This is a genomic window from Ruminococcus sp. 8Y-12 (genome assembly GCF_058119865.1).
The window spans coordinates 80,858-106,133 of the sequence record NZ_CM176623.1 but is presented as its reverse complement, the minus strand read 5'-3'; the positions used below and the strand labels follow the sequence as shown (position 1 = coordinate 106,133).

General features: G+C 47.1%; 17 protein-coding genes. 15 read left to right on the top strand and 2 right to left on the bottom strand.

Annotated features, from left to right (window positions below; translation table 11 throughout):
- Positions 1-6 precede the first annotated feature (6 nt).
- The gene (locus tag AC0THY_RS00440; RefSeq protein WP_489992507.1) at positions 7-831 is read left to right on the top strand and encodes a 4Fe-4S dicluster domain-containing protein; all 825 of its coding nucleotides are present in this window, start codon (positions 7-9) and stop codon (positions 829-831) included.
- Between the two features lie 42 nt (positions 832-873).
- Entirely contained in the window at positions 874-2,025 is a 1,152-nt protein-coding gene (locus AC0THY_RS00435) for a KamA family radical SAM protein (protein WP_489992506.1), read from the top strand.
- 89 nt (positions 2,026-2,114) lie between these two features.
- Here the strand turns inward: AC0THY_RS00435 and AC0THY_RS00430 are convergent, their stop codons facing one another.
- Entirely contained in the window at positions 2,115-2,609 is a 495-nt protein-coding gene (locus AC0THY_RS00430; protein WP_489992505.1) for an HD domain-containing protein, read from the bottom strand.
- A gap of 249 nt (positions 2,610-2,858) precedes the next feature.
- Between AC0THY_RS00430 and AC0THY_RS00425 the strand changes: the two genes are divergently transcribed.
- Together AC0THY_RS00425 and AC0THY_RS00420 are read left to right on the top strand one after the other, a co-directional pair.
- Positions 2,859-4,856 (top strand): fibronectin type III domain-containing protein, encoded by a 1,998-nt coding sequence (locus AC0THY_RS00425; RefSeq protein WP_489992504.1) that lies wholly within the window; start codon positions 2,859-2,861, stop codon positions 4,854-4,856.
- Positions 4,857-4,956: 100 nt separating this feature from the next.
- Positions 4,957-5,544, top strand: coding sequence for a GTP pyrophosphokinase (locus AC0THY_RS00420; RefSeq protein WP_489992503.1), 588 nt, complete (start codon positions 4,957-4,959; stop codon positions 5,542-5,544).
- A 29-nt stretch (positions 5,545-5,573) separates the two neighbouring features.
- Here AC0THY_RS00420 and AC0THY_RS00415 read toward each other — a convergent pair whose 3' ends face one another.
- Positions 5,574-6,113: a manganese efflux pump MntP gene (locus AC0THY_RS00415; RefSeq protein WP_489992502.1), complete on the bottom strand. Its 540-nt coding sequence runs from the start codon at positions 6,111-6,113 to the stop codon at positions 5,574-5,576.
- Positions 6,114-6,260: 147 nt separating this feature from the next.
- Here AC0THY_RS00415 and AC0THY_RS00410 point away from each other — a divergent pair, with 147 nt between their 5' ends.
- The 11 genes from AC0THY_RS00410 to AC0THY_RS00360 all read left to right on the top strand — a co-directional run bounded on the left by AC0THY_RS00410 (position 6,261) and on the right by AC0THY_RS00360 (position 25,190).
- The gene (locus AC0THY_RS00410; protein WP_489992501.1) at positions 6,261-7,109 is read left to right on the top strand and encodes a putative manganese transporter; all 849 of its coding nucleotides are present in this window, start codon (positions 6,261-6,263) and stop codon (positions 7,107-7,109) included.
- Between the two features lie 80 nt (positions 7,110-7,189).
- Positions 7,190-7,840, top strand: a complete 651-nt coding sequence (locus AC0THY_RS00405; RefSeq protein ID WP_489992500.1) for a GTP pyrophosphokinase — start codon at positions 7,190-7,192, stop codon at positions 7,838-7,840.
- Between the two features lie 138 nt (positions 7,841-7,978).
- Entirely contained in the window at positions 7,979-9,688 is a 1,710-nt protein-coding gene (locus tag AC0THY_RS00400) for a Na/Pi cotransporter family protein (protein ID WP_489992499.1), read from the top strand.
- A gap of 160 nt (positions 9,689-9,848) precedes the next feature.
- Complete coding sequence (locus AC0THY_RS00395) at positions 9,849-11,648, top strand: sensor histidine kinase (RefSeq protein ID WP_489992498.1); 1,800 nt, start codon at positions 9,849-9,851, stop codon at positions 11,646-11,648.
- On the top strand, positions 11,636-13,252 hold the full coding sequence (locus tag AC0THY_RS00390) for a response regulator transcription factor (protein WP_489992497.1): 1,617 nt from the start codon (positions 11,636-11,638) through the stop codon (positions 13,250-13,252). The genes AC0THY_RS00395 and AC0THY_RS00390 overlap by 13 nt, the downstream gene beginning before the upstream one ends.
- Complete coding sequence (locus AC0THY_RS00385) at positions 13,249-14,511, top strand: ABC transporter substrate-binding protein (RefSeq protein WP_489992496.1); 1,263 nt, start codon at positions 13,249-13,251, stop codon at positions 14,509-14,511. The genes AC0THY_RS00390 and AC0THY_RS00385 overlap by 4 nt, the downstream gene beginning before the upstream one ends.
- 128 nt (positions 14,512-14,639) lie before the next feature.
- Positions 14,640-15,968, top strand: a complete 1,329-nt coding sequence (locus tag AC0THY_RS00380; RefSeq protein ID WP_489992495.1) for an ABC transporter substrate-binding protein — start codon at positions 14,640-14,642, stop codon at positions 15,966-15,968.
- A 23-nt stretch (positions 15,969-15,991) separates the two neighbouring features.
- Positions 15,992-21,208: a bacterial Ig-like domain-containing protein gene (locus tag AC0THY_RS00375; protein ID WP_489992494.1), complete on the top strand. Its 5,217-nt coding sequence runs from the start codon at positions 15,992-15,994 to the stop codon at positions 21,206-21,208.
- 136 nt (positions 21,209-21,344) lie between these two features.
- Entirely contained in the window at positions 21,345-22,211 is an 867-nt protein-coding gene (locus AC0THY_RS00370) for a carbohydrate ABC transporter permease (protein ID WP_489992493.1), read from the top strand.
- Positions 22,211-23,080, top strand: coding sequence for a carbohydrate ABC transporter permease (locus tag AC0THY_RS00365; protein WP_489992492.1), 870 nt, complete (start codon positions 22,211-22,213; stop codon positions 23,078-23,080). Before AC0THY_RS00370 ends, AC0THY_RS00365 begins: the two co-directional genes overlap by 1 nt.
- Positions 23,081-23,090: 10 nt before the next feature.
- Positions 23,091-25,190 (top strand): glycoside hydrolase family 36 protein, encoded by a 2,100-nt coding sequence (locus AC0THY_RS00360; protein WP_489992491.1) that lies wholly within the window; start codon positions 23,091-23,093, stop codon positions 25,188-25,190.
- The last annotated feature ends 86 nt before the right edge of the window (positions 25,191-25,276 follow it).

The window sequence follows — 25,276 nt, the reverse complement described above, 5'->3', positions numbered from 1 at the left end:
CCTATAATGAAACTAAACAAGAGAAAGAAGGTGGAGAATTTGAATATTAAAAAGGTGACAGCTGTCTATTTTAGTCCCACAAGCGGTACAGAGAACTATGTAAAGGCAATCGCCAAGGGCCTCTGCGCGGAGTATGAGGTGATTGATCTGACGGTTCCCCAGAACCGAAACCAAGAATATGTGTTTAGCGGGGAAGAACTGGTGATTCTGGGAGCTCCTGTGTATGCGGGGAGGCTGCCGGATGTGAAAGGAGGCATTTTTGAGAGAATAAGAGGAGAGAATACTCCTGCGGTTTTTACAGTAAGTTATGGAAACAGGGAGTTTGAGGATGCTCTGTTGGAGGAAAAGGAAATCTGTGAGCAAAATGGGCTGATCGGCATCGCAGCCGGGGCATGGATTGCTCCGCATACGTATTCTTCCAGAATCGGCGCTGGGAGGCCGGATGAGGCGGACAGGGAAAGCATAAAGAAATTCATAGATGGGATCAAGGAGGTGTTAGAGGGAGATATACCCCGGCAAGGGGACCTGAAGGTACCGGGAAATCACCCTTACCGGGAGAGAAAGCGGCCGGGTTATCACCCAAAGGGGGAGGAAAACTGCATAGGCTGCGCAGCCTGTGTCGCGGTCTGTCCTGTAGAGGCGATCTCTGAGGCGGCGCCAAGAGAAACAGATGCAGCCAAATGCATCAACTGTTTTGCGTGTGTGAAGAAATGTCCTTTGGGAGCACGTCAGGTGACTTCACCTGCCCACCAGGCATTGGTTGACAGGCTCGAGTCCAACTTGATATCGGTGAGAAAAGAGCCAAGTACATTTTATCTTGAAAAAAGTTAAAAATACCGAAAAAATGTGCAATTTCGACAACAGTTTGTTATAATGGAACTGAATCTTTGCTTTAAACAAAAAGGAGAAGGAAGGGATACTATGACAGATTGGAAGAAATTGTTGGATCAGGGGATAGAAGATATTACAGAGCTTGCAGGGGTATTAGGCATTGACAGGAAAGATCTGTCTGAACTGTGCAGAATTCAGGAGATGTTTCCCATGTACGTAAATCCTTACTACCTTTCCTTGATTGATTTCGAGGATTCGGAGGACCCCATTCGGAAAATGTGTATCCCGGACAAGGTTGAGCTGAAAAACGGAGGGGACTTTGATACCAGCGGTGAGCATGACAATACAGTTATGAATGGCATGCAGCATAAATATGCGCCAACGGTACTGATTCTCTCCACAAACAAGTGCGCCATGTACTGCAGGCACTGTTTTCGGAAGCGCCTGGTAGGGCTGTCTGAGGAGGAGATAGCTCAACACATTGATGACATGGTACGTTATGTAAAAGAACACACCAAGATCAGCAATGTTTTGATCTCAGGCGGGGATGCTTTTTTAAACTCATCTGAGACCATCCAAAAATATCTGGAAGAGTTTACCGCGATCCCACATATAGACTTAATTCGGTTCGGGACGCGCACTCCGGTAGTACTTCCCCAGAGAATTACCACAGATCCGGGGCTGGTGGCTATGCTGGAGGAATATGGAAGGAAAAAGCAGATCTATGTAGTTACCCAGTTCAACCACCCCAGAGAGATTACCGCAGAGGCGGCGGAAGCGGTCAGATTGCTGATGCGTGCGGGGATTGTGGTGAGAAACCAGACGGTGCTTCTGAGGGGAGTGAATGACACACCGGAAGTGCTGGGAGCCCTATTGCGCGGCCTTACTTCTATAGGGGTAATCCCTTACTATATCTTCCAGTGCAGACCGGTAACCGGAGTGCACAGCCAGTTTCAGGTACCACTTCACGAGGCATACCGGATCGTAGAGGGCGCAAAGCAGCTGCAGAGCGGTCAGGGAAAGGGGCTGCGCTATGTCCTTTCCCACGTGACTGGAAAAATCGAGATTCTGGGGGAGATGGAAGGAGGCCAAATGCTCTTTAAGTACCATCAGGCAAAGGATCTGAAGAATGCTGGCCGGATCTTTACACAGGAAGTTTCACCAGGCCAATGCTGGCTGGATATTGAGGAATAGTATCTTTAAAAAATGAAGAGACAACAGTCTGATGAAACTGTTGTCTCTTTTTGTACATACTTCCGTAAGCGACAGAAGACTGTCGTTTGTCAAGCGGGGCTGACCATAACCCGGCCCTGCCTTGCCAGGGCGATGGGGAACTTCATCAGTTCAACGGTGGCACAGAGCTTATCCGTAAAGCTGATCAGCCAGGCTTCTCTGCAGGCGGGCAATGGACCCAGAGGAAACATATGAGATAAAATAGCCCTACATTCTTTTTCTGTAATTCCAAAGCGGTCTGCACTGTTGTAGGCTGCTACCTTTGGGTGGTAGAAAGCCTGCATCTCTTCTGTGGGCTGCTTATCTTTGAAGTCATATAGGAAGAAATCGTGAAGCAATCCGGCACGAGCCGCTGTCCGGGCGTCCCAGTGGAACTTTTTCGCCAGCTTCCATGAAATATAGGAAACGTTGATGCTATGCATCAGGCGTGTAGTCTTCAGGTGCTGCCGATATAAGTTCAATTTCTTAAATTCGGCATCGGCCAATATGTGCTGCACAATTTCTAAAAACTCTGGGTCAATGTCCGCTGCAATGGTAATATCCATCGGCAATCACATCCTTTCATGTTTTGTATCTATAGTATGAAGGATGGAACGTGAGATTGTCAATGGAATATTGTGAGATAATTATTAAAAATATAGAAAAAAGAGTAACTATTTAATAAAGATCATTTTGAACAAAGTGTTTGATATGTTCTAATAGAATGTAAATTATTGCAAAATATGACAAATAATGTAGACAAAAGGCAGACCAGAGAGTAAGATAGATATATAAGAACGAAAGGAGTATGAGTTATGAAGAACAGAAAATTACTTAGAGTTTTTGCGGCAGCTTTGACAGGTATTATGCTTTTAGGAGAGCCATTGACTGCGGCTGCATCCAGGTCCTACCATCCGCAGGTGGATGCGGGGGTTCAGTCAGTGACAGGGCTCACCCTTCAGGTAAGGGGAGGATCACCCTATGTGAGATGGCAGAACCGGCTCAGCGGTGACATGAGAATGTATGTGGAGTGGTCCACAAAGCCTGATTTTCCCGACAATGATTTTACGGACTATTCTTCCGCATCCGATGGCAATGAGATGTACCTGTACGGCCTGGAGGCAGGAAAGACGTACTATATCCGGGCCTATATCAGGGATGAGATTGACACACAGTATGACTGGAGAAATATCTATGGACCTTATTCCAGCACAATCACCTACCAGGCAAAGGTTCCGGATGTACGGATAGGGGACAAGATCGTGGGAAGTACCAGCCTTTCCCTTCGGATGGTAAATGATGAGAGCGTGACAGGCTATGAGATTTACCGGGCAACAGGAAGCGGGTCTTATAAAAAGGTGGCTAAGATCAGCGATTTCGTCTTTAAGGACAGTGGACTAAAGGCCTCGCAGCTCTACCGGTATAAGATTCGTGCATATGTTTACAATCGGGAGAATAAAAAGACAAGCTATGGCAAATGGACCTACTTCAGTGCAACAACCTGGGGCAGGGATATGGAGCTTAGGGCCGCTCCGGTGAGCAGCAAAAGCGTTAAGCTGACCTGGAAAAAGGTATCAGGAGCCAGTGGATATGAAATATACCGCTCCGTGGGCAGCAGCATAGACAGCACCGTGGAGGGTGGGGCTTCCCGTGGTTTTACAGGCTTTAAACTGGTAAAAACCATTAAAAAAAGTTCCGCGACCTCCTATACAGACAAGAAGCTGACGCCGGGAGAGTCTTATACCTACAAAATTGTTGCCTATAAGGATGTTAAGAGTAAGAAAAAAACAGTCCGTTCTCTTACTATATCCGACACAGACAGCGCCACACTGGACTTTGGATCATTCTCTGCAACAACGGTCAACAACAAAGACGGGAGTGTGACACTCAGATGGAAAAAGATAATCGGTGCAGATGGATTTTTGGTGGAGAAAAAAGATCCCAATTCAGAAATCTGGACACAGGTAACCAAGTTAAAGTCCACAGCAGTCTCTTACACATTCCCGAAATCAGCGGTGGGTGAACAGTCCGATTACCGCATCTGTGCATATAATGGAGATAACTACTCTTACTATCTTCAGGTTTCAACGACAAACCACTCTGTCCCCAAGCCGGGTGGAGTCAAGGTTTCCGCTGCCGCGGGGAATACCGGTGTGAATGTGAGCTGGGGAGCTGTTCCGGGAGCTGCGTATTATAGGGTATACCGCTCCAGAATATTGAGTCCTTACAATAAGGACCTGGACAGCTACAACGGTATGGGTGAAACTGTTCGAATACCAGAAGGCGCAGCGGGCGGGTCTACCAACCAGATCAAGTCCACAAGTGTGACGGACACCCGGAGAGAGTATAAGTGGGGAAGCAATGCAAATGATTACTATATCATCAATGAGGGACCTCAGCAGGGGGTACGCTACTATTACTACGTGCAGGCGTTCAAATCAAATGGACAGAAGATCGATGAGGACGGGGATAAGTATGAGAGCTATAGCAGTTCCCTGATAGGCAAACCAGCCAGTATCACTTTGAATGATTCCCTGAAAAAGCCCACTATCTCTGTAAAGAGCAAAAAGAAAGGGCAGATAACCGTATCCTGGAAAAAGGTGGATGGAGCTACCAGATATTATATATACCGTTCTACAAAGAGTAAGAGCGGTTATACACTGGTTGGATCCACAAACAAGACTGGTTTTATAAGCAAAAAGCTGAAATCTAAAAAGAAATATTACTTTAAAGTCAAGGCATACAGACCAAACGCTGTGGGTGCGGATTTGTACTCCGGATTATCCGGATCAAAATCCACAAAAGCAAAGTAAGAGAAAGCCTTTAGAAAGACTTAAGATTGCAGACACATAACCCTCACAAATTGTACATATTTATCTTTTACGATAAATATGTGCAAAAAGGAGGGATTATATGACAAATGAGCAGTATTACGAGTTGATTGGACCGTATCACGATGCAAACGAAATCCTGCTGACCAGGCTGTCAATGCTGGATAAAAATCTTTACGATAAAGATGCCAGTTGTCCAATACACAATATGCAGCATAGAATTAAAAAGAAAAAGAGCATTGAGGGAAAGCTGGTACGCCGGGATTTGACGGACAGTCTTCAAAATGCCAAGGATCATCTGATGGATATAGCGGGGATACGGGTAATCTGCTACTTTGTTGAGGATATCTACAACCTTGCGGAACTTGTGAAAAAGCAGATGGACTTGATTGTCATCAAGGAGAGGGATTATATATCCAATCCCAAGCCCAACGGTTACCGCAGCTATCATATGGTGGTGGGAGTGCCAGTCTACTATCTGGATGTGATGGAATATTTTCCGGTGGAGATACAGTTTCGGACCATTTCGATGGATTTTTGGGCCAGTATGGAGCACCGTATAAATTATAAAAAAAACCGGGCGGATAAGCAGGAGGTGGCAAAAGAGCTGCTGGAATGCGCCAGGAGCCTGGAGGAAATTGAAGAACGTTTTAAAAGCTCAGTAGTCTGAATGACTCTGAGCTTTTAAAATGTCTGCAGTTAAAACAGAAGTTCACCGATACCTATGAGAATCAGCAGGATCGCGGAAGCCGGTGCCAGGAGGGAGAAGAAACGGCAGCGCAGGAGCCGCTGTCCCATACGCCCGCTGATCCACATGCTGAGACAGGAAAAGGTCATTGAGGATGCGCCTATCCACAGAGGTGACAGGTTCATAACGCCCGCACTGAAGGAAGGGGGAATGCAGTTGACGGCCAGCACGCCGCTTAGGAAGAAAATGTCTTTTAGGTCCGGATTTTCGAAGATTTCCGGAGCACTGTCTGAATCGCGGCACTGCCAGAGACAGTAAAGCCCGAAGAATATCATAATCAGGGAGCCGACAATATTGGTATATACGAGAAAATTTCCAGTAATCAATCGGGCGGCCAGGGTGGAGAGAAATGCACACACGCCTGTGGTTCCGCCGATGATCAGATTTTGCGTCAGGGAAAGTTTCTGACCGCGAAGGCTTACATTCATCCCGATAATCAGGTTGTCGAGATTCACAGCGATTCCGATCAGAAGCGCAAATAATATTGACATATATAATCACCTCACTAGTTACTGTGGACATGTGAACAGTAACCCTCACTACACATTATTTTATTCAAAAAAGAAAAAGATGTGAGGTGGTATTTTCTATAGAATCTGTGTTATAATCAGAAACAGACCAAAAATAGGAGAAAAAATATGCTTTTGGAAGTATTGGCAGATACCCTTTTAGACTGTATCAAAATGTTGCCTTTTTTACTGGCCGCATTTTTTATTTTGGAACTGCTTGAACATTATTCCGGGGACAAGATGAACCGGGCGCTGGGAAAGGTGGGAAAAGCAGGTCCGGCCGTGGGAGCCCTGCTTGGCTGTATTCCCCAGTGCGGTTTTTCCGTGGTGGCGGCGAACCTCTACTCAGGCGGCGTCATCACCATGGGAACATTGCTTTCCGTATTTTTAGCAACCTCAGATGAGGCATTGCTGATTCTCATGGGACATCCGGGACAGGGGGAGAGCATCTTTACAATTATAGCGGCCAAGGTGGCCATTGCCCTGGCAGCGGGTTATCTCATTGACCTTATTTTTCCACCGGCAAAGCAGAATAAGAAAGACATGGATCAAATTTGTGCGGACTGCGGATGCCATAACCACAAAAAAGGGAGTGTGGCAAAGGCGGCCCTCAACCATACACTGCGCATATTCGTCTATATCCTGGTATTTACGCTGATCCTGAACCTGGCTATTCAAGTGCTGGGGGTGGAAGGACTCTCCGCATATCTGCTGGGCGATTCCCTGTTCCAGCCGCTGATTGCCGGTGTCATCGGCATGATTCCCAACTGTGCCGCCTCAGTGATCCTTACTGAGCTGTATCTGAGCGGGGCCATCAGCTTTGCGTCCGTGATCTCCGGTCTTTGTACCGGCGCAGGGATCGGCCTTGTGGTGCTTTTTAAGATGAACAGGAATAAAAAAGAGAACTTTAAGATTCTGGGCCTTTTGTATGGAATTTCGGCAGCGGCAGGGATTCTGCTTGAGATTGCCATGAGGTGACAGATTACTTTACACAGATTTAAAAAAGATTTAAAGAGAGATGGTAGAAAGTGCTGGACACTCTGGTGTAATGTAAAAGTATGAAGAAAAAGAAACAGAAAATGTCTTTGGATGAGCTAAAGACAGAGATGAACAGGGACTGCTTTCTGCTGAAATATGAGTACGCAATCCGCCAGGTAGAGAAGGCGCTAAGAGGAATTACGGAGAGACAGGAGAGGGCAGGGGAACATAGGAGCATCACGTTCATAACGTCTAGAATAAAGACAGCAGAGAGTACAGCAGAGAAACTGAAGAGAAAAGGAAAGCCTGTGACCATAAAAGCAGCGGAAAAACATTTAAATGATCTTGCCGGTGTATGCGTGGTATGCTGTTACCAGGAGGATGTGTATTCTGTGGCTCGCGAATTGGAAACATGGGAAAAACTGACGATAATAAAGAGAAAGGACTTTATCCGAAAACCCAAGACCACCGGATACCGAAGCCTGCACCTGATTGCGGCCATGACAACCGGGCTGGGAGGAGAGGGGGACCGGGTAAGAGTAGAAATACAGATCCGGACTGTGGCTATGGATGCATGGGCCAGACTCGATCACGAGCTTAGGTATAAAAAGGGGCTGAGGGATGTGGACCATATTTACCACGATTTGCAAAAGTGTGCGGATACGGTCGCTTCTGTAGACAATGAGATGCACAGGATTCGTGAAAAAATAAGAAATGCGCAGACCTGTTGAACAGTTACAAAAAAAACTTTACATAGATTTTACAAAACTCCCATATGAATTTTACGTAGGAATGTTACATTGGACATACTGTACGGACAGGATTTGTGCGTACGTATCACACGTAAAAAAGGATAAAGGGAGAAGAAGATGAGCGAGACATTTCAGGTTATCTCTGGGTTATTGGGTGGACTTGCAGTATTTATTTTTGGTATGAATATGATGAGCGAAGGGCTTCAGAAGGCCGCGGGGGAGAGAATGAAGACCATCCTGGGCATTCTGACAAAGAATCCCGTCATGGGTGTACTGGCCGGAGCTCTGGTGACGGCTGTACTTCAGAGTAGCAGTGCTACCACAGTCATGGTAATCGGCTTTGTGAGCGCAGGCCTGATGTCACTGCCCCAGGCAATCTCTGTCATACTGGGAGCCAATATCGGCACCACGATGACAGCACAGATTATTGCTTTTAAAATAGACGATTTTATATGGCCAATTGTGTTTGTAGGTTTTGTAATTTATTTCTTTTCAAAAAAAGAGTTTGCGAAAAATGTGGGGCAGACTATCTTCGCATTTGGTCTGCTCTTTGTGGGAATCACTACCATGGGTAATGTAATGAAACCTCTGGCTTCCAGCCCCGTGTTTATAGAAATGATTGCCCGTGTATCCGATATCCCGGTACTGGGCGTGCTGGTGGGAACACTGATGACACTGGTGGTACAGAGCAGCAGCGCCACCATTGCTGTGCTGCAGAACTTTGCCATGCAGCCCGGACCTGATGGAGTGACCAGTGTGATTGGTCTGGCCGGAGCTATTCCGATCCTTCTGGGGGACAACATTGGTACTACCATTACCGCATTGCTGGCAAGTGTAGGGCAGTCAAAGAACGCTAAGAGGACCGCAGTTGCCCACAGTGTATTTAACATTACAGGAAGTATCGTATTTTTGATGATCATCCCCTGGTTTGCACGTTTTGTACAGTGGATATCGCCTCAAGGGAGCGAGATTGATGTAATCTCCAGACAGATAGCCAATGCGCATACCTCCTTTAATATTGCTAATACACTAATCTGGCTGCCTCTGATCTGGCTCATGGTAAAGATTGTTATGAAGATTGTTCCAGGTAAGGACGAGAACGAAAACAGAGCGGGAGAGCCAATTTTTATCGATTCCAACATGTTGAACCGCCCGGTATTTGCACTGCATCTGATCCGTAAGGAAGTGGTGCACATGGCGGGGAGCGTCTGCAAGGTAATCAGTGACACCAAGGCCGCATTTGTGGAGAGAGATCCGGAGGCATTGCTGAGGGTCAAAGCAGCAGCCCAGGATGTGGAGAGCGTACAGGAAAAATCTGTGCAGCGTCTTTCCATGCTGATGTCAGAGGGATCACTGACAGAGGAACAGGCCAAAGAGACGGTGGCTTATATGTATGTCATGAATGAATTGGCCCGAATAGGAACCAGCAGTGTGGATATTGCCAATGTGGCGGAAATGAAGCGGGAGAAGGGATCAAAGTTTTCCAAAGATGCGGTGAGGGAGATTGAGGATAGCCTGACAGCCATTGCCACCATGGTGGACAATTGCGGATTTGCCCTCCAGGAGGGAAACAGGGAGTCTGTGGAATACACTCTGGACCGAAAGAGAGAGGTCCTCTCCGTGGAGGCTCGTCTGATGAAAAATCATATGAGCCGACTAAAAAAGGGAAAGTGCAGTCCGGAATTTACCGTAGCCTTTACCACTGTACTTCACGCGTTGGAGCGAATGAACAATAACTGCATCAGTGCAGCAGAAATGATTTCACAGGAAATCAATCTGGAAAAGAGTATAGAGGAGGCTGGAGAACAGGTGCCGGTTTCGGCATAGCGTAACAAAAACGGAGATGGACTCTGTAAGTATTGGGTATAACAGGAGTGTCTGTTAAAAAACAGATGCTTCTGTTTTTTGTCTTGTTAAAAAGTTTGTATTTAAGTAGTTGGAAAATTGTGCTATATTTATTAAAAAGTAAGATATGAAGGAGAGCCCTATGAAAAGAGAACACAGCATGCGGTCGAAAATCTTATGCTTATGTCTGGGAATCACGCTGATGGCTTTAGTTTTGCAGACCATTCTTTTCGAGAGTACATCCACTAAACTGATCTACAATAAGGCGAAGGAAGACAGTTTCAGTTCTCTGCAGAATATGCAGAATGATGTATGTGAGTTTGTAAAAAGCATTGAGAGTTCTCTGATCAAGGTGTACAACGAAAAAGGTCTGCTCCAAAGTCTGCGGCGGCAGGAGAAGGCAGATTTACTCAGGGAAGAAAATTATCGCATGGCGTACAGCATGGGGACAGAGAATTTTACGACAGACGATGGAGTGGTTGCTCTTTATCTCTATACATCAGACCACCAGATCATCAGTACATACCGGCGGGCGGTTACGCCAAAGCACAATTATCCCACGGATATTTATGCCAGCCAGGGGGAGCAGAATAATGCTAAGGCTGTAAAGGATTATGTGGAATCTGATCAGACGGCTATGCTGATTTCCAGCTATTACAACACCTTCAGGGAGACAGATATCGTCCGGTTTGTGTTGAAAATATATAACAAGAGTAAATTGACGGATAAGCTGGGCTATCTGGTGTGCGATGTGGACAGTAAAGCTCTGCGTACCATCATGGAAAAGTACAGCCTGAGCGATGAGGTCTTTATGTGGCTGCAGCCTATGGGGGACAGGCCTATTGTATCAATAGGCAGTTTGGATGATACGGATCGTAAATACTACGAAGAAATTGCTCGGAATGTTCAGGACAGCCGGAAAGAATTAGGAGAGCAGCCAGTTGTGACTAAGCGGGTGTTTTTTCAGGTGCCGCAGAACAAATATAATCTCAGCGCTTATTCCCTGATGCCGCAGTCTATTTTAGCCCAAAACCAGAAGAATCTGACAAAAAACTTAATTTTAATTGCCGTTATTATGATAATTACCGCTGTTATCGCCACTACCTATGTGTCAAAGAGCCTTACAAAGCCCCTGGAAAACCTGATGGATACCATCACCCGAATACGCGGTGGGGAGACCGAGCTTCGGGTGCAGCGAAAGAACCAAGATGAGATAGGGGCACTTGGACAGAGGTTTAATGAGATGCTGGATGAGATGGATAAACTGTTACGGCGGGAGTATGAGACAAAGCTCTTGCTGAACAGGGCAGAGTACAAAGCCTTGCAGGCACAGATCAATCCCCACTTTCTGTACAATACTCTGGATACCATGAGCAGTATTGCAGAGATTCAGAACTGCAGGCAGGTGAGCAGTCTGAGTCAGTCTCTATCCAATATTTTCCGTTACAGCCTGGATATGAAAAATCCCTTATCCACAGTGGCAAAGGAGATTGTACATTTGAAAAACTACATCTATGTCATGAATGTGAGAATGATGGATAATGTAGAGTACCTTTTTGACATTGACGAGGAGGTACTGCAGGATACTCTGCCCAGGATAACGATTCAGCCTTTAGTGGAAAATGCTCTGAATCACGGATTGAAAAATAAAAGAGGACCTAAAAAAATTCTTGTGAAAGCCAAGACTCATGAGAAATGCCTCAGGATCATGGTCTGTGACAATGGTGTGGGGATCAGCCAGGAGAGAATGGAGAGTATTTTGAATGGAGAGGAGCCGGAGGGGGGAACCTCCATTGGTTTGAAAAACATTTATTCCCGAATCAAAATGCTGTATGGAGAGAGTGCGGGAATGAAGATTGAGAGTAAAGTGGAAGAGGGCACGATGATATCCCTGTTGATACCCAGAGTAAGGATGGAGGAAATAAATCAATGGACACAGTGATGTACAAGGTGCTGATTGCAGACGATGAGTACTGGACCAGAGAAAAAATAAGAAATATGATTGAGTGGGAAAAATATTCCCTGCAATTTATGGAACCGGCTGTGGACGGGGAGGACGTGCTGAAGAAGCTGCAAGGGGAGCAGCCTGATATTCTGATCACGGATATCAATATGCCCTTTGTAAACGGCGTAGAGCTGCTGAAGATTATACAGGAGAAATATCCGGATATCGTAACTTTTGTAATCAGCGGATATGATGATTTTCAGTATGTAAAAGAGGCTTTTATAGCCGGCTCCATCAATTATCTGGTAAAGCCTGTGACAAAAATTGACTTGGTAAATGCCTTGTCCAGGGCATTGGTTCTTATCAGCAGGAGAAAGAGCCTGCAGGAACAGGAAAGCCAGCAGAGGGAGAAGCTCTTAAGAGCAGCCTCACTGATACAGGACAGGGAATTCAGTCTCCTGCTGGAGCGGGAGGAGGCCCCCTTTACCCCTACGATTACCATGAACAGTGACATTGATTTTGCTGGTGCAAGCCTGATGCTGATTAAGATTCACAGCCTGAAAGGGTTGGCGGAAGAATACGGCTACGATATGAACCGGCTCTCTTATGCGGTGAAAGAAGAGACAGAAGGTATTATTGCCAGTGAAGGCAGTATTATATTTAACCATATTTACCGTTCTAACGAGTTTATTGTGGTGTCAGAACTGGACAACCAGGAGTTGAAGAAGAGGGGGCAGAAGCTGCTGGTTTACCTGTCAAACCACGCAAAATCGCCTGTTACTATCTGCATCAGTGAGCATACCTATACCATGGACAGTATCCATATGGCCTATGTTCAGGCAGTGGCCTTGCTTATGAACAGAGGATACCGGTCCGGAAACGAGCTGTTGGTTTCAGACAGCGGAAATACAAAGGATTCCATCCAGAATCGGTTGACAGAGGAAAAGGAAAAGCAGATGAAGAGCCTTCTGGGTGCCGGAAAACTGGAAGGGTTAAAAAAACTGATTTTTGAAACCATGGGTCTGTCCCGCTGCCAGGAAGCCGGATGGGGGTATTTGGAGGTAAAGCAGACTGTAAAAAAAATCGTCAATGTTCTTTCTGAATTTGCGGCGGGATATATGCAGCCCGGGGAAGTGATAGCTGTGGAGAGTATGGGGGAACAGGCGGATAAGACCATTGAACTGTTGGACAACACTGCCCTGTGCAGTGTCCTTGGAGATATGATGGAGTATGTCATACCCTACGTGAAAAAGACATCCACGGATTCCATACGCAATGCAGTGAAGAAGGCTGTGGAGTACATAAACAGTCACTATTTTGAGGAACTGAGCCTGGCTTCCCTGGCAGAGCAGTTCAATGTGGAGAGCTCTTATTTTTCAAAAATATTCCGTCAGGAAACAGGGGAGACCGTAATGGTGTACATCACACGTCTTCGTATAGAGAAGGCGCAGGAGTATATGAAAAAGCAGGAGATCAGTCTGACGGAGATTGCATTTCTGGTGGGATATGATGACTATACATATTTTAGCAGAGTCTTTCGTAAAATGGTTGGCAAAAGTCCCAGAGATTACAGGGGCAGTATGATGTTGGAGAGAAAATGAAGTATTGGAAAACGGGAGCCGTTTTGGCTGCAGCTGCGATTTTAGGGGGATGCGTCAGCGAAGAGAAAGAAATGCCCCCTCAAGAAGGGAAAAAGACTGTTCTGTCTATACTGGCCGGTCAGTCTACGCCGGATGCTGGCATAGAGGATATGATTACTGAGGCTGTGGAGGCTGCGTTTCCCCAGGTAAAACTGGAATGGGAGTGCGTGGACTGGGGGGAGCAGTTTGATGCGCAGATGCAGGCCAGATTTTCGTCAGGGGATATACCTGATATTATGATTGGAAAAGCCCAGGATGTATATAATTATTATTCTACCGGAAATCTGGGGCCCATAAGGGCGGAGTGTGGGGATAAGATCAATAAGACAGCTTTGGATGCCGTCACTGTGGATGGCATGGTTTACGGCATCCCTTATAATGCCTGGTATCAGGGAGTGATCTACAATAAAAATGTGTTTAAACAGTACCATTTAGAGCCTCCGCACAGTTTGAAGGAATTGGAACAGATCGTAAAAACGCTGGAGATGAATCAGGTGATACCCTTTGCATGCCATTTACAGGAGAGCTGGAAGCTGGGAAATATGACAATGCAGCTGTTGATGAACAGTGTATTTAAGGAAAATCCTGATTGGGGGGAGGATTTTCGCAAAGGAAAGGATAATTTTTCGGGAAACAGGGCAGTCAGAGAGTGTTTTTTACAAAACAGGGACATCATGGAAGCATCCTGGCCGGACGCGATGGACATCAACCAGTTTGAAAGTGACAGCCGGTTTGCGCAGGGGGAAGCGGCTATGTATCTGTCCGGTTCCTGGTCTATGCAGTTTGCCAGCCAGTATGATACAGGGATGGAGTTTGGTATCTTTCCCTATCCCAATGAGACAGGTGACTCCCGTCTCATAAAAGAGACGAACCTCACCTTTATGAAGAGTGCACGAACAGAAAACAGTGAACAGGTGGATCAAATTTTTTCCTATTTATTGGAGGACAAGAAACTGGCGGCGGAAATCACGGATTTTACTCAGTCTTTCCCAATGCTTATTGGCGTAGAAGCTGGGCTTCCAAATGTACTTTGGGAAGACATTATGGAGTACGAGGAGAAAGGAGAGATTGTGGAGGCTATAGTGGGGAATTCCCAGCTGGTGTGGCCTTTTCAGAGTGCAGTGGCAGACCAGGCTTTGGAATGGCTGCGGGGAAAGTGTTCCTTAAAAGAGGTTTTAAGGTATGCGGATGAGCACCGGGATGACAGTTCCTATTTTTAAAAGGTTTCCAAATTGCCTGTTTTCAAAAATGTACAACTCTTTTTTTCTGTTTTGTCCTAATTCTGCCATGGTTGTATTTGTATAATGTACATATCAACTAATAACCGGATAGAAAAAGGAGGATGTACATGAAAAGGAAATCAGTAATCAGCATGCTTTTGGCAATGACAATGACAGCGGCAATGCTGGGGGGATGCGGCAGCGGACAAACAGTAGAGACGACAGGAACGACGCCTGAAGGAGCAAAGACCCAGGGAAAGTCGGCAGATACCGCGGCACCGGTATCAGAGGACGTCACTCTCACTGTTTTGGCGGGACAGTCCACTACAGATGCGGGCATTGAGGATATGATTGATGAAGCCTTGGCAGAGAAGTACCCGAACATTACGCTGGAATGGGAATGTGTAGACTGGGGAAATGATTTTCAGCCAAAGATGCAGCAGTACATGCAGTCGGGACTTCCGGATATTATGATCGGAAAAGCGCAGGATATCGCTACCTATGCCCCTCAGGGAGTACTGGGTGAGATCGACAGTACTTATCTCGACAGGGGACTGGATGCTGCCAGAGAAAATGTGACTATAGACGGAAAGACATATGGGCTTGTGTACAATGCGCTTTATCAGGGCGTTTACTATAACAAAAAAATGTTTGAGGAGAACGGCTGGAACGTACCTGAGACACAGGAAGAGCTGAAGAAAATCATCGACGACTGCAATACCAAGGGGATCACACCCTTTGCAAGCCATATGGTGGATACCTGGTCCATCGGAAATGTCACCATGCAGTTTGCGATGAATGATGTGTTTAACAAGAACCCCGAATGGGGGGATGAATTCCGGGAGGGAAAGGTTACTTTTGCCGACAGCAAGGAGATGCAGACTGCATATGAATACAACAAGCTGATCTTTGACAATACCTTTAAAGAGACCTTCTCCACAGAACAGACAGACTGTGACGCAAAGATGGTGAACGGTGAAGCAGCCATGAAGGTTTCCGGTTCCTGGTCTATTCAAAACTTCCTGGATATTGATGAAAGCTTCGAATTTGGAATTTTCCCGTTCCCGAACCAGACAGGTGATTCCAAGCTGATCTTTGAGCCCAATATTACGGTTATGGCAAGCGCCAAGACGGAACATCAGGATGCGGTAAACTGTGTGCTGGATCTGCTCACCTCAGATAAAGAGCTGGCACAAGAGATATATGACTACACCAAAACGGCTTCTATGCTGAAGGATGTTACCCCTACCTTTGCTAATCCAAGCCAGGAAGACATCGACAAATACGCGGATGCGGGAAGAATCGTAGATGTAACTCTAGGAAACAACCAGCTGGTATGGGGGGGATTCCAGGAAGAGAATGCCAAGGATATTGCAGCATGGCTTCAAGGGGATATTACGTTTGAGGAGTGTCTGGAAGCATCTGACGCCCGTGCAGACTCCAGCTCTGCCAACTAAAATGTTTTACGAAAGGAGAGAGTATGAAAAAACAAAGTATAAAAAAACACAGTATTAAACGCTGGATCGCAGGTATATTGACAGCTGCCCTGGTTCTTCCCGGGGCAGGTGTTGTGCCGGCAGGGACAGCACAGGCAGCCGAATCTGTCCCGGGACTGACCGTAAATATGGCTCCGGATGAAAAGAGGGAGCTCTATCACGGGGCTACAGGCTGGCTGTACGGTCTGGGGGACGATGAAGTGCCCACTGCGAATACCATCACGGCATTAAAGCCTAACACAGCAGTACAGAAGGCGCCCAGGGGAATGCAGCACCCCAACGGCGATGTGCTGGACATGGCCAATACCTTTAAGAATGCGGGAGGAAAACACATACAGATTTATGTCCCGGATTACTATGCGCTGTGGTTCTATGAATTTACCGGCACAGACTATTATCTGGATATTCTCAGGATGCAGGCGGAAGAGTGCATTAAGGCGGGGATCGCTGAGGATGCAGTTTGGGTGCTGTACAATGAACCGAATGAAAATTGGGTCGGTGAATATCATGATGACCAGGGAAATAAGGTCAGCGGGTGGAACAGCCTCTACTGGTTCTGGAAGGATATGGTGGAGGAACTGAGAGAGGTTTACAGGGAAAATGGTATTACAGCCCCACCGAAGACAGCCGGACTGAATCTGGCAGTTTACAATGAAGGTGTGATGAGGGATTATATGACGTTCTGCAAGAACCATGACTGCCTTCCCGATATCATATCCTGGCATGATCTGTCCACCTGGCAGTATAATATTTTTGACAGAGAGTATAACCATTATCGGTCTCTGGAAAAGAGTCTTGGCATTGAGCCGAGAGAAATTGTAATCAATGAATACGCAGACCGCGCAGAGTGTGCCTCCCCCGGAAATCTGGTGAGATGGATTGGGCTTTGGGAGGACTATCAGGTTGCCGGCTGCCTCCCGTTCTGGCATCTGTCCAATAACCTGAATGGCTTGGCTGCAGATACCAATGAAGGAAACGGAGCATGGTGGCTGTACAAATGGTATGGGGATATGTCAGGAAATTATCTTCCTGTTTCCACATCAGGGGCAGCCCAGGCTGATTTTTACGGCGCGGCATCCCTGGACGAGAATAAAAAGAGCGCCAATGTTATCTTTGGCGGACAGAGCGGAAGTTCTGAGATTGTCCTGGATCAGATTGACCGGACAGGGACTTTTAAAGATACAGATAAGGTACATATTAAAGTAGAAGCCACCGATTTTACCGGTTTCCACGGAACAGCGGAGGAACCGTACGTGGTGAAAGAGGGGGCTGTCCAGGTGGTTGACGGCAGGGTAAGCGTACCTATGAGCGATATGAATGCCTTGAGTGCATACCGCATTACCGTTACCCAGGCAGCTGAGGACGAGAATGCAGGGTTACTTAGCAGCACGTGGAAGGAAATGTATGAGGCTGAAAAGGGAGTCCTTGCGGGGAATGCGAAGATCGTGAATGCTGACTGGCAGTTTGCCTGCTCGAACAGGCAGCAGGTACAGAATCACAACACAGGTGACAGCTTTACCATTGATGTGAAGGCTCCAAAGGAGGGGTATTACCGCTATGATATGCTGTATGGGGCAGCCACAGGAGTAAATACTGCAGACCCCGCTAATCATTTTCCGAAGACAGCTGTTCAAAAGCTAATCATAGACGGCGGGCTGGCTGAGGAGATGGTATTGCAGAATACGGTAAACTGGAGTATGGAGGATATGTACAGCACCTATATTTATCTCACGGCAGGAAATCACAAGATTACTGTGGAGGGAAGCGACAGCGAAGGAAAGGCTGTTGTGGACTGTATTTATCTTACCTATAAGGGGAAAACCTCTTACGATACTGCATTTGACAAAACCTATGAGGCAGAGCTTGGAGAATTCAATGAAATCAAAGGAGAAACTACAAAGCTAACGACGAAAAGGGATGGAGCTGCGGGATATATCACCGGACTGGAGGCACGCAGCGTTGTCGAGGGCGGCGGAGTCCGTTTCAATGTGGTAGTTCCCGACAATGGAATGTATCGTCTGGCTCTCCGGTATCAGGCAGAGGAGGATGCAAAAGCAAACATCTATCTGGATAATGATATGGTCAACCTGGATAACCTGCGCACAACCATGGAACTGAGCGCTGCGGGCAATACCTGGAGATCTGTTTATCAGAATTTATTCCTGCAGAAGGGAGTTAATGTGGTGGATATCGACACAGAGGGGGCAGTGAAGCTTGACAGCATGAGTGTGTCTGCCCTGGAAGAGGAGTCCACACCTGTTGTATCCGTGGAGGCAGAGGACGGGACACTGGCAGGAACTGCTGCCATCGGAAAGAGTACAGGAACAAAGACGTTTGCATCAGGGAATTCTTATGTGGCTGGCATGAAAGCTGCCAACGGCGTGGAACTGATAGAGGAGGAGGATCCGGACTTTACCATTTTAGGGCTTGGCCGCCAGAAGAATGAGGGAAGGGCAGTTGACGCAAACAGTCTGACTTTAACCGTGGAGGCGCCGGAGGACGGAACCTACAAGATGGTTGTGTACCAGTCCAACGGAGAACTGTTCGGAAAACACGATTACAATGCACAGATGACGGAACGCTTTGCATCCTTCCGGGTCAATGACCAGGAGGCGCAGAAGGTGGTATTCAGAAATACTTACAGCGATGAGTCCTTCCGTCCCCAGGTGGTTAACGTGAACTTGAGAGCGGGAACCAATACCATAAAGGTGTACAATGACAACTCCAGAGTCATCACAAACGGCGTGTTAAAGCCGGGAACCAGTGCGCACCGGCCGGAAAATATTGATTATGCAGCACTTGAAAATTACACTCCAAATTTCGATAAATTTGAGTTTTACCGGGTGGCCGGCGAAGCAGGGGAGGTTTTGGAAGAAAGCTCTTTTGCTGTAAACGTAAACTATACGGAGGGAGGTATTGTAGACAGCGATAAAGAGACTGTAAACAGCGGCGAAGATGTACGCCTGACCTTTGTTCCGAACGATGGCTGTGTACTGGTACAGGCGGTGGCAAATGGCCAGGATATCACAGAAAGTCTGTCGGCAGCAGGCGGCATTTATACTCTGAGAAACGTGCGCAGTACCGTAAATGTAGAGGCATATTTTACCGTGTCTGAGGAAAGTACAGAGCTTCAACGTGAGAAGGATTATGAGTATGCAGTAAATGCAGGGGATGTAAATCCAGCCACGCTAAGTGAGGGAGACACCTTTGGAGTAAGAAACAGTGTGACAGACCAATTTTATGGTGGGGACCCTGAAACTGGAGCACGCTGGGGCGTCGTAGATAAATATGTGAGTAACAATCAATACCCCGATCTGCTCACAGGTGAGAAAACCTGGCCCTGCGAAAACGATGGGGCGACAGATACGTCACCGAAAGGAAAATCCTTCCGGTATGCGAGAAACCAGCCTACAACAGATGTGGGTGTTGTCTACCAGTTTATGCTGGAACCGGGGCAAACGTATAAGGCGGAGCTGGGATTTTATGTGCCCGGATCATGGACAAATGCATCGAACCCCAGAACAATGAAGCTGGTGGTAAACGATACGGTTGTGAGCGGATATGAAAAGTTTGAGGCAAGCAACAATTCTGACGCGCCCTATGTGATTTCCACTCAGGTCACGGCCGATGAGAATGGAGATTTGAAAATACAGATTGGACATGCAGACAACGCAAAATGGGGACCAGTGGTCAGCTATATCAATATCTTCCGACCGGTGGATACCACATCTTTGGAAAACGTACTCAAAGACTGTGAAGCTTACCATCCGGGAGACTATCCCAAGACAGAGTGGGATGCTTTTGATCAGGCATATAAGGCTGCGGAGGCACTGGTGCAGGATTCCTCATCACTTACGGATATGGTTCAGATCAATGACGCACAGTACAATCTCCAGACTGCTGTGGAGAAGATGGTAAATGCAAAGAACAAAGTAAAACTGGATACACTGTGCAGCCAGTATGGGGACTATGCAGAGGAGAAGGGTCAGGGACTCACCTCAGAGGATGACTGGTATGAATTCCAGGATGCTCTCCTGAATGCAGTTTATATTAACGGACTAGAAAAAATCTCAGCGGATCAGATAGCCAGGGCGGAGGAACGTCTGGCAAAAGCAGCGGAGAAATTAAATGAACTTGTAAATCTGGAGGTCAAAGCTCCTTCTAAGATCACTTACTATGTGGGCGAAGGCCTGGATATCACTGGTATGGAGGTAAGGGCCTATGGCTCCCAGGGCGGTGATCCGGTGATCTTAGAATCAGGGGAATATACAATCGGGGACTTTGACTTCAGTGCTCCGGGAACCAAGACCATAGCCGTATCCTATCGGGGGAAAACAGCGGAATTTACTGTGAGGGTTGCGGAGGCGCCTGTTCCGACACCAGAGCTTCAGGGAATCACAGCAACGGCAGTAAAAACGATTTACGAACAGGGAGAGAAATTCGACCCGTCCACGCTCTATGTTACCGCTCATTACAGCGACGGCAGCAGTAAATCTGTGACAGACTATCAGGTCAGCGGCTTTGACAGCACAAAGCCTGGAAGCATCCAGATCACAGTAACCTATCAGGGCAAAACTGCCTCGGTCAGCCTGACGGTGAAAGAAAAATCTGCTGTGGAGGCAAAGGATATCAGGCAGGTAAAACCATCTGTGAAGGTGACCGGAAGTTCCTACAGCACCGTGCAAATTGGGTGGAGAAAAGTAGAGGGAGCAGAAGGCTACCAGATTTACCGGGCTGTTTCTAAAAACGGTACTTACCGTAAGGTGAAGACAGTAAAGGGCGGCAATACGCTGTCATTTACGGATCAAAAGAAGAAATTTAATAAAACGTACTACTACAAAGTCAGAGCTTACAGGACAGAGAAAGGCAAGGCAGTAACAAGCAAATTTTCAAATATACTGGCAGGGAAGGTGAAACTGGAGAAACCAGTTGTGACGCTTCGGAAAAAAACAACCACAGGAATGTCTGTTACCTGGAAGAGAGTAGCCGGTGCCTCCGGATACCAGGTGCGCTATTCTCTGAAAAAGAAGTCCGGTTATAAGACGGCAACAGTGAACAAAGGCAGCAGAACCAAGTATATGAGAAAGGGCTTGAAGAAAGGCAAAACCTACTATGTGAAGGTAAGGGCATACCGCACAGTGAAGGGTAAAAAGGTGTATAGCCCATGGTCCGCCCTGCAGGCACTGAGCTTAAAGAAATAGGTATATTAGAAAACGAAAAGAGTAAAAGTGGAGTTGCATATTTCAAAAATGTGCAACTCCTTTTTTCATGATTGTCCTAACGGGATACACGCCTTAAAAGGTATACTTAAGAAAAAGAAAACAAGGAGGCTTTGTTATGGAAAAAAAATTGTTCAGGCAGTATTTATGCCTGGTACTGCCGGGATTTATCATCTTTACCATCGGATTGATTATTCCCCTGTTTCTGGCTTTCAGGTATTCCTTTACCAGCTGGGACGGAATGTCGGCGGAAAAAATATTTGTGGGATTCCAGAATTATATTGATCTGTTTAAGGATGCGGATTTCCGGTCTGCATGGTGGTTTACCATTAAGTTTACCATAGGCAATACCATCATTCAGAATGTGGCGGCCCTGCTGTTTGCAGTAGCCCTGGACAGCGGTATAAAGGCCCAGAAAGTTTACCGGACTGCATTTTTTGTACCGTGTCTGATCAGTGCGGTAATTGTGGGTTTTGTGTGGCTGAAAATGTTCTCAAATGTATTGCCGGAGATTAGTAAGATGCTGGGAACAAGTATCAACTTTGCTCTGTTCGGAGATGGCAAAACCGTACTTCCGGGACTGCTGATCGCCAATAACTGGCAATGGATCGGTTATTGGATGCTAATTTATCTTGCCGGGCTTCAGTCAGTTCCCTCAGAACTGTATGAGGCCGCAAAGGTTGACGGGGCGGGTGCCATCAGAAGATTTTTTAATGTAACTATTCCCATGCTGGCACCGGCAATCACCATCTGCGTGGTGGGAATCACAACGGGATCGCTGAAGGTCTATGATCTTCTGGTTTCTTCCACAAAGGGAGGGCCAGGACGGGCATCAACATCCATTATCTATGAGACCTACACCACAGCCATCAATGGCAGGCAATACGGATACGGTTCGGCAATGTCCGTAACGCTTGTTGCGGTACTGCTGCTGGTGGCGCTGATACAGGTGAAGGGACTGAAAAAGAGGGAGGTGCAGGCGTAATGTTTAAGAGAAGAAAAAAAGAAAAAGAGGAAGTTGTGGCCCAGCCATACACAAAGAGTACACTGATCACACAGATTATTATGAGTGTTTTGGCAGTCATTTTTGTGGCTCCCCTTTTTATCATTCTGAACTATTCTTTCAAAACCAAAAAGGAATTGTACCTGACAAGTCCCCTTGCTCTGCCTGAAAGCTTTAATCTGGACAATTATTTGAAAGCGTTTGACAAGCTGAACATGGGAACCACCTTTGTCAACACCTTTCTGTATACGGCAATCAGCGTGGTGATACTGGCGCTGCTATGCGGAACCACTGCCTGGGCGATTGCCAGATGCAGACGGAAGTTTTTTAAGTTTTGTTACATCTATTTTATTGTGGGGATACTGATTCCCTACCAGGCGCTGTTTTTGCCGATCTATACCATAGGGTATAAACTTCACTTGACGAACACGCCCTTTGGAATCATATTTATGTACATAGCCACTGGCGTATCCTTTGGAGTTTTTCTGATGAACAGCTTTATGTCCACGGTGCCGCTGGAGCTGGAGGAGTCGGCCAGGATAGATGGATGCTCGGTGTTTTCTACTTACTTTAAAATCGTACTTCCTCTTTTGAAGCCAGCTATGGCAACCCTGATTATCATGCAGGCCTTTCAGATATGGAATGACTATCTGCTGGCCAGCCTGTATGTGAGCAAAAAGCAGCTGAAGACCCTCACAGTGGCCATTCAATCCCTGTTCTCCGCACAGACCAGTGATTACACCACAGCTATGGCGGCTATTGTGATTTCCGTGCTCCCCATTGCCATTCTGTTTATGTGTTTGCAGAAATATTTTATCAAGGGAATGACTGTGGGAGCCGTAAAAGGATAGGAGTGATGAGATGAGCAGGTTATTTAAGGAATACGTGTTGGGGGATATGACAGTCCGCTATGTTACAGATGAGATGAGACAAAAGATAGGTTTGGTGCTGTTGCCTGCGGATATGCCTTATCCCGACAAAATAGAAAAAAATATGAAAGTGGATTCCATGGTACAGGTAAAGGCTGCGGGCGACATTTATGAGGAAGCCTATGCACAGGGAAATACCATGAGAAATGGGGAGACAGTCCGCCGGATGAGCTTTTACGGACAGGAGGCGGAGGAGGGGGCAGATGGCACGGTGGTCACCACCACCCTGATAGATGACAGAGGGTGCCTGGTCCATCATATCCTCAGCTGGAAAAAGGATACCCCCTATATACGTATCCGCTGCAAATTTGAAAACAGGGGGCTAGTGCCTGTGGATCTGGAAATGTTTGAGAGCTTTTCTATAGGAGAAATATCCCCCTATCTGGATGGAGACGGATGGGGACAGCTGGATATCTACCGGCTGCGGAGTGTGTGGAGCCAGGAGGGAAGGCTGGAGGTTATCCCGGCGGAGGATCTGCAGCTGGAACCGGCCTGGGACCCTCATGCGGTGCGGTGTGAGAAGTTTGGGCAGGTGGGGTCCATGCCGGTGAATAAGTTTTTTCCCTTTGTGGCAGTTCAGGATAAGAGGAACCATATTTTCTGGGGAGCACAGATTGCACATCCGGCATCCTGGCAGATCGAGCTTTACCGAAAGGATGACGCTCTGGCAGTCAGCGGAGGGTTGGCAGACAGGGATTTCGGGCACTGGATGAAGAGAGTGGAGAGTGGAGCAAGTTTTACCACACCGGAAGCTATCGTGAGCGTTAGTCATACAGATTCTATTGATCTCTTTAGCGGCAGGCTGACTCAGGCGGCGCAGGAAGCGGCGGTGCTGGCCCCGGAACCGGAGCAGGAGCTTCCCATCGTTTTTAATGAATACTGTACCACTTGGGGATGCCCGTCCCAGGAAAATATTATGGAGATACTCCAGGCAATCCGGGGAAAAGGTTTTACCTATTTTGTGATTGACTGTGGATGGTATAAGGAAGAAGGAATTCCCTGGGATATCAGCATGGGAGATTATCAGGTCTCTAAGGATCTGTTTCCCCAGGGACTTAAGCCAGTTACAAAAGCCATTCGGGAGGCAGGAATGATACCGGGTATCTGGTTTGAAATTGAAAATGTGGGGAGCGCGTCCAGAGCTTACCAGGAGTCGGAGCACCTGCTAAAGAAGGATGGAAAGGTATTGACCAGCTACTTTAGGCGGTTCTGGGATATGCGTGATCCCTGGGTGGAGGAGTATCTTACAGAGAGAGTGATCGGAACACTGAAAAAATATGGCTTTGGATATATGAAAATAGACTATAATGAGACCATAGGAATCGGCTGTGACGGTGCGGAATCTTTGGGCGAGGGCCTGCGGCAGAATATGGAGGCTTCGGTCCGGTTTATGGAGAAGGTAAAGAGAGAGGTGCCCGGTATTGTGCTTGAGAACTGCGCATCCGGAGGGCATCGCCTGGAACCGGTAATGATGGGGCTGACCAGCATGGCCTCCTTCTCTGACGCCCATGAGTGTGAGGAGATACCTGTGATCGCCGCTAATCTTCACCGCTGTATCCTGCCGAGCCAGAGCCAGATCTGGGCGGTGATACGACAGAAAGATTCTCTGAAGAGAATCACGTATTCCATAGCCAATACGTTTCTGGGCAGAATGTGTATATCCGGAGATGTGACAGGATTGTCTCAAGAGCAATGGGGCCAAATCGAGAGAGGAATGACATTTTACCGGAGTATTTCTCCGATTATTAAAAATGGCCAGACCTACCGGTATGGGCCTAAGATCAGAAGTGCGCGCCACCCGGAGGGGTGGCAGGGAGTACTGCGTCTGGGCAGGAATGGACAGGCGTACGCGCTGATTCATGTATTTGGCGGAGAGGTACCGGAGGTAATTGAGATAAAGTTTCCCGAGGGAACACCGGAGCGGATCGAGGAGGAGTACAGTTATCAAAAAGAACGGATAACCATTCAAAAGGGTGTGCTGAGATACAAGCCCACAGAGAACTTTACCGCGTATGCGCTGAGGCTTGTGTAGAGATTACTATGAAGAGGTATTACCGGCAATTCAGGGGCAGAGGGAGGGAAAAGGAGACAGACCCGGGCCGTCAGATTAAAAAAAGG

Coding starts and splice junctions, on each gene's coding strand:
- AC0THY_RS00440 (WP_489992507.1), top strand. CDS start 7: ATGAAACTAAACAAGAGAAAGAAGGTGGAGAATTTGAATATTAAAAAG.
- AC0THY_RS00435 (WP_489992506.1), top strand. CDS start 874: ATGGAACTGAATCTTTGCTTTAAACAAAAAGGAGAAGGAAGGGATACT.
- AC0THY_RS00430 (WP_489992505.1), bottom strand. CDS start 2,609: ATGGATATTACCATTGCAGCGGACATTGACCCAGAGTTTTTAGAAATT.
- AC0THY_RS00425 (WP_489992504.1), top strand. CDS start 2,859: ATGAAGAACAGAAAATTACTTAGAGTTTTTGCGGCAGCTTTGACAGGT.
- AC0THY_RS00420 (WP_489992503.1), top strand. CDS start 4,957: ATGACAAATGAGCAGTATTACGAGTTGATTGGACCGTATCACGATGCA.
- AC0THY_RS00415 (WP_489992502.1), bottom strand. CDS start 6,113: ATGTCAATATTATTTGCGCTTCTGATCGGAATCGCTGTGAATCTCGAC.
- AC0THY_RS00410 (WP_489992501.1), top strand. CDS start 6,261: ATGCTTTTGGAAGTATTGGCAGATACCCTTTTAGACTGTATCAAAATG.
- AC0THY_RS00405 (WP_489992500.1), top strand. CDS start 7,190: ATGAAGAAAAAGAAACAGAAAATGTCTTTGGATGAGCTAAAGACAGAG.
- AC0THY_RS00400 (WP_489992499.1), top strand. CDS start 7,979: ATGAGCGAGACATTTCAGGTTATCTCTGGGTTATTGGGTGGACTTGCA.
- AC0THY_RS00395 (WP_489992498.1), top strand. CDS start 9,849: ATGAAAAGAGAACACAGCATGCGGTCGAAAATCTTATGCTTATGTCTG.
- AC0THY_RS00390 (WP_489992497.1), top strand. CDS start 11,636: ATGGACACAGTGATGTACAAGGTGCTGATTGCAGACGATGAGTACTGG.
- AC0THY_RS00385 (WP_489992496.1), top strand. CDS start 13,249: ATGAAGTATTGGAAAACGGGAGCCGTTTTGGCTGCAGCTGCGATTTTA.
- AC0THY_RS00380 (WP_489992495.1), top strand. CDS start 14,640: ATGAAAAGGAAATCAGTAATCAGCATGCTTTTGGCAATGACAATGACA.
- AC0THY_RS00375 (WP_489992494.1), top strand. CDS start 15,992: ATGAAAAAACAAAGTATAAAAAAACACAGTATTAAACGCTGGATCGCA.
- AC0THY_RS00370 (WP_489992493.1), top strand. CDS start 21,345: ATGGAAAAAAAATTGTTCAGGCAGTATTTATGCCTGGTACTGCCGGGA.
- AC0THY_RS00365 (WP_489992492.1), top strand. CDS start 22,211: ATGTTTAAGAGAAGAAAAAAAGAAAAAGAGGAAGTTGTGGCCCAGCCA.
- AC0THY_RS00360 (WP_489992491.1), top strand. CDS start 23,091: ATGAGCAGGTTATTTAAGGAATACGTGTTGGGGGATATGACAGTCCGC.